Here is a 5,330-nt window from a genome sequence, read left to right on the forward strand (position 1 = left end):
GCTGGTTATACCGCTCAACAAGCAACTCATGATTATCGCTATGCAGTAAAAGCTTATTTGAAATGTGCTCATGATTTTGATTGGGATGCCATTCCTGCGAATATGATCTACTGTTGGACTGGCCTCGTACAGGCGATAGGCCTTACTTATTATGGTATTCCTGGGATTGATTTACCGCCCCAAGTTGGCTTTCAGTATAAAGAACCCCCCGAAGAAAAAGCTTTCATGCCTCCCGAGGACTATGATTTATTAATAGCTGACCCTACTGGATACTTATTTAATATTTGGCTGCCTCAAGTTTCAAGCGAAATCCAACGCCCTGGCCAACCGATTAGTGAGCGTCATAATCTTGCCCTACTTAAGGGCGGCATGGCCATGACCGAATATTTTAACGTTTTAGGAAATTTGGCCCAATCTCTGCAAGCCGAATGCGGAACCGTGTCAGCAATCTGCGGTATTCTCAAGGCTCCTCTTGATATTCTTGCTGACAAATTAAGGGGATATTACGGACTAGCTAATGACCTCTGCTATCAACCAAAAAAGGTATTAGAAGCTTGTGAAGCGATGATGCCTCACCTTCTGCAGGTCGCTCTTGATAGCGCTGATCCAAAAAAACAAGTACCTATTGGTTTCTGGATGCATCGCAGTTGTGTTCCTCTCATTTCTCATGATCATTTTCAAAATATCTTTTGGCCTACTCTCAAACCTATTATCGAAGAAATATGGAAACACGGAAATCAAGTTCTCTTTTACGCTGAAGGAAATTGGGATCATCATTTGGAAACGTTTCGGGAACTACCTGCCGGTAGCATTATCTACCATGTTGACCGGGGAGATATTTTCTTAGCTCATCAGATTTTCGGTGATAAGTTTTGTTTAAGTGGCGGAATTCCCAATGATCTTTTCCATCGAGAACCTGAAGAAGTGAAAGCTTATTGTAAAAAAGTAATCGATGGCGTCGCCCAAGATGGGGGATATATTATGGATGCCGGGGCTATTATCCAAAACGATGCTCGGGTCGACTGCATCCATGCCCTCACCGAATTTACTCGAGAATACGGGCAGTATTAATGTAAAGGAGTTGCGCAATGGAAAACCACCATTTGAAAACTGGTCGTACCCCTGGAGTCTTTCTCCCTTGGGATGAGGAAAGAAAAAGAATTCCTCAGATTACCGGAGATGAGACGATAGTGCGGGAAGTTTGGGAAAACACCGATCGTCTTGCCTGGACTTTTGTTTGGCATATTCTGGTTTCATTTTAATGCCAACCCATTAACTTTCAATTTTTTTATAATTAAGAGTTTTACAAGAGCTTCTTAACAATAAAAAATCGGCTGAGTTGCTATTTTTTATCTTTTAGTAATTCAACTTTAGTATTATTTTAGTTTTCTTCAAAAAACCTATTTCGATTGTCAAGTTATGTTAAAATGAGTGAAAAAGTGATTAAAATTCATTGAGATTTCGATAATCAAAATGAAAAACTCATCAGTTATACCAATTATCCAAAATTTAATGCAAACTCAAAATCTGGCAGTGTTAGGTACTTCCAATGGAAATACGCCTCATTGTAGTATTGTCAATTTTTCGGCCACCGATGATTTACATTCAATAGTTTTTGCGACCTACCGTAATACTCAAAAATATACCAATCTGAAAAAAAATCGTCGTGTTTCTCTCCTCGTTGACAACCGGTCAAACCAGGAAAGCGATCTCCATCGAGCTGTTGCAGTAACCGTTTTTGGGAATGCTCGGGAGCTTGCTTTGGATGAAAAGGCGCCCTTCCTTCTTCATCATCTTATCAAACACCCATCACTGGTTGAATTCACCGATTCCCCGAACTGTGCGCTCATTTTAGTCGAAGTTGAAAAGTATTATGTGGTCCAGCAGTTTAAGGTTGTCACCGAGCTCTATCCAAACTCTTATAGCGCGCCTAACTTCTAAACTTGTTTATTCGACGGTGATCCGATTGGCTTAAGACCGTAATCATTCTAAAATATGGAATCGGGAAATGAGAAACCTCCTCCCGTTCTATCCTGAAAATACCGAAATAAGTGAAAAGTGATTAAAACAAAATGAGAAAGAATGAATTTAACAATTCCCCTCCTTGGAGGGGTGCCGTTTTATGGCGGGGAGGGTGCTTTTCATTTTTTAATGGTTACTCTGAAATAATGAGAAAGTTACATAAACAAAATTTTGCTAAATGAGATTGCCACTTCGCTTTGCTCCTCGCAATGACGGATTTAGATAGGTATTTTCATGCTCATCTGGTGCTGCTAGGCAGCATGAGGGTCTATCCTGAAAATCCACGGGCATGATAAATCAAGCCCCTACCAAAGAATATAAAATGTCGGGGCACAATATATTGTGTATTGTGCCCATTCTTTAATTAATATAGCGACCTGCCATGGCATGTCGAATCCTGAGCTTTCACCCTCACCTTATCCCATCAAGGGAGAAGGAACTATTTCATTCTTTTATTTATTTTTTCCCTCGCCTCTCAGCGGGAGAGGTTCAGGGTGAGCAGCAATAATTTTTTTTCAAATCTCCTCTAAAGAGGGATTTTGAAAAAAAATTAAGTATCATAAAGGAAACAAACTAATATCGAATAAAGGAGAATAGCGTTTATGATTGAAAAAGATTTGGCTCGAATCCTTCTCATAACCATGAAAAAGATCCGGATCTTTGAAGAGGAGGCAGTAAAGTTATTTGCTGCTCATGAATTGCCGGGCTGGCTTCATAGTTATATCGGGGAAGAGGCTGTCGCTGCTGGCGTTTGTTTGGCGCTAAACCCTAGTGATTATATCGCCAGCACCCATCGAGGCCATGGTCACTGTATTGCCAAAGGAGTGTCTCTTCGGAAAATGATGGCTGAGTTATATGGCAAAGAAACCGGCTACTGCAAGGGAAGAGGGGGATCCATGCACATAGCTGACTTTTCCCTGGGAATGCTGGGTGCCAATGGAATTGTAGGAGGGGGTATTCCCATTGCTACTGGTGCGGCCTTGGGAAGTCAGATGAAAAAAGACGGCAAGGTTACGGTGTGCTTCTTTGGCGATGGAGCCTCGAATCAAGGTGCTTTTCATGAATCCCTCAATTTAGCTTCAGCCTGGAAACTCCCCATTGTATATGTATGTGAAAACAATCTTTATGCTGAAACCACACCACAAGCCGAGCATCAGGCAATCCATAATATTGCCGACCGGGCGGTGGGTTACGGGATGCCGGGAGTAACCACCGATGGCATGGATGTCATTTCAGTTTACAAAAACGCTCAAACGGCCATTGAAAGGGCTCGGTCAGGTAAAGGACCGACCCTATTGGAAGCTAAAACCTATCGATACCGCGGACATTGGGAAGGTGATCCTCAGCCATACCGGACCAAGGCTGATATCGAGGAATGGAAAAAGAAAGACCCCATCGTAAACTTTGAAAGGTTTCTCCTCGACCAAAAATTCATCACTTCCAATGAAATTGAAGCTCTTACCGAGGAGATTGTCAATGAAATTAATGATGCCATTGAATTCGGTCGTACCTCGCCTTATGCCGATCCACAAGCTTGCCTCTCTACACTTTATATACACTGAGAAGGAGAATGAATCATGCGACAAATTACTTATCGTGAAGCCATTCATGAAGTTTTAGATTATGAACTTGAAACGAATCCCGATGTTTTTTTATTGGGAGAAGACATTGGACCTCTGGGCGGGGCATTTAGCGTTACCAAAGGATTATGGAAAAAATTTGGAAATGAGCGAGTCCGTAACACTCCTTTGTCTGAAATAGCAATTGTGGGTGCTGCCACTGGCGCTGCCTCGGTAGGAAAGCGACCGATAGCCGAAATTATGTTCTGCGACTTCCTTTTTGTTGCAGGTGATCAGTTGGTTAACCAAACACCAAAGATGCGATTCATGTTTGGCGACCAATGTCAACTTCCTTTGGTGATTCGAACTACTATTGGTGCCGGTCAGTCCGCAGCAGCCCAACATTCTCAATCCTTAGAGGGGATGTTAGCCCACATCCCAGGTTTTATAACCGTCGTTCCTTCGACCCCCTATGATGTAAAGGGTCTACTTAAAACTGCTATTGAAGACAATAACCCGGTGCTCTTTTACGAACATAAAGGACTATACAATCTCAAAGGTGATGTCCCAAAAGAAATGTATTCCATTTCTTTTGGAGTTGCAGACGTTAAAAGAACCGGGAGTGATGTAACGATTATTGCCACCGCAGAAACAATACACAAGTCATTGCGGGTAGCCGAACGTTTACAAAACGAAGGAGTTAGTATTGAAGTTGTCGATCCCCGCACTCTGGTTCCATTGGATATTGAAACCTTGGTTCATTCAGTAAAAAAAACCCATCGGGCGGTCATTGTTCATGAAGCCCATTTAAGTTATGGGCCAGGTGCTGAAATTGCAGCACGCCTTGCTGATGAAGCTTTCGACTATCTTGATGCTCCGATTAAGCGAGTTGGTGCTAAAGACATCCCGATCCCAATGGCTCCGCATTTGGAAAGTTATGTCATTCCTCAAGAAGACGATATTGAAAAAGCCGTTCGGTCAGTGATTAATTTTTAAAGTCTTCAATTCGGGATATCGGCAACATCGTCCTTTTCCCTTAGTGGGAGAGTAAAAAAAGGAGAAGTTTAGAAAAATATATTAATAAAAAACAAAATGATGAGGTCCTCACGGCTTCGAAAAACAAAGCCTCAGGATAACGCCTGCAGCGTCAGATGAGATTCTCGTGCGGGAAGGCACCGCTCGGAATGAAGTCATTTTTTATTTATTACTGTATTTTCAGGATAAATGGTTCAGCCTGACTCTTGACAGAGAGAGGCTGTCTTTCTAATATATATTTATTACTAAAGGTTAGTAATAAATATGAGAGGAACCCCCAGTTTAATTCGGAAAATTAATCGTTCTAATATTATTGGATTGATTCGGAAACAGGGATCGCTTTCTCGATCGGAGATTTCACGAATCAGCGGTCTTTCTTTGCCCTCGGTTTCCCGAATTATTGACTCTTTAATTCAAGAAGGTATATTAAAAGAAATTGGAAAGGGTGAGTCGTTGCGGGGGAAGAAGCCACTCTTGATAGACCTCAACAGTGAGCATCAATATGTCTTTGGAGTGGAGATTTCCCGAAAAGGACAAATTATACTTTGCAATTTAACCGGTACTGTTTTAAAACGTGAACAATATTTTCCTGATCCTTCCCACGGTCCTTTGTCTATTGCTAATCAGCTTTCGGAAAAAATCTCCCAGCTTTGTCGTTCACATAATTTGTTACCAAACAAAATTGCTGGCGTCGGTATTGGAACCCCAGGATTC

6 protein-coding genes are annotated in these 5,330 nt (G+C 41.9%); all 6 read left to right on the forward strand.

Annotated elements, in window-relative coordinates; genetic code table 11:
• The coding region (locus tag PLK24_RS07915) for a uroporphyrinogen decarboxylase family protein (protein WP_324477941.1) at nt 1-1,071 on the forward strand (1,071 nt) is incomplete at its 5' end.
• Between the two features lie 17 nt (nt 1,072-1,088).
• Entirely contained in the window at nt 1,089-1,262 is a 174-nt protein-coding gene (locus tag PLK24_RS07920) for a hypothetical protein (RefSeq protein ID WP_324477942.1), read from the forward strand.
• A gap of 211 nt (nt 1,263-1,473) precedes the next feature.
• Nucleotides 1,474-1,941, forward strand: a complete 468-nt coding sequence (locus PLK24_RS07925) for a pyridoxamine 5'-phosphate oxidase family protein (protein WP_324477944.1) — start codon at nt 1,474-1,476, stop codon at nt 1,939-1,941.
• A gap of 683 nt (nt 1,942-2,624) precedes the next feature.
• Nucleotides 2,625-3,584 carry a thiamine pyrophosphate-dependent dehydrogenase E1 component subunit alpha gene (locus tag PLK24_RS07930; RefSeq protein ID WP_324477945.1) on the forward strand — a complete coding sequence of 320 codons (960 nt, stop codon included), beginning with the start codon at nt 2,625-2,627 and terminating at the stop codon, nt 3,582-3,584.
• A 15-nt stretch (nt 3,585-3,599) separates the two neighbouring features.
• Nucleotides 3,600-4,577 (forward strand): alpha-ketoacid dehydrogenase subunit beta, encoded by a 978-nt coding sequence (locus PLK24_RS07935; RefSeq protein WP_324477946.1) that lies wholly within the window; start codon nt 3,600-3,602, stop codon nt 4,575-4,577.
• A 303-nt stretch (nt 4,578-4,880) separates the two neighbouring features.
• Nucleotides 4,881-5,330 (forward strand): ROK family transcriptional regulator (locus PLK24_RS07940; protein ID WP_324477948.1); only part of this gene is annotated, 450 nt, incomplete at its 3' end.

It is taken from the genome of Atribacter sp. (genome assembly GCF_035418125.1).
In the GTDB taxonomy this organism is placed as follows: Bacteria; Atribacterota; Atribacteria; order Atribacterales; family Atribacteraceae; genus Atribacter; species Atribacter allofermentans.

Excerpts from the sequence above, each read along its gene's own strand:
- PLK24_RS07935 (WP_324477946.1), top strand. The coding sequence starts at position 3,600 with ATGCGACAAATTACTTATCGTGAAGCCATTCATGAAGTTTTAGATTAT.
- PLK24_RS07930 (WP_324477945.1), top strand. The coding sequence starts at position 2,625 with ATGATTGAAAAAGATTTGGCTCGAATCCTTCTCATAACCATGAAAAAG.
- PLK24_RS07920 (WP_324477942.1), top strand. The coding sequence starts at position 1,089 with ATGGAAAACCACCATTTGAAAACTGGTCGTACCCCTGGAGTCTTTCTC.
- PLK24_RS07925 (WP_324477944.1), top strand. The coding sequence starts at position 1,474 with ATGAAAAACTCATCAGTTATACCAATTATCCAAAATTTAATGCAAACT.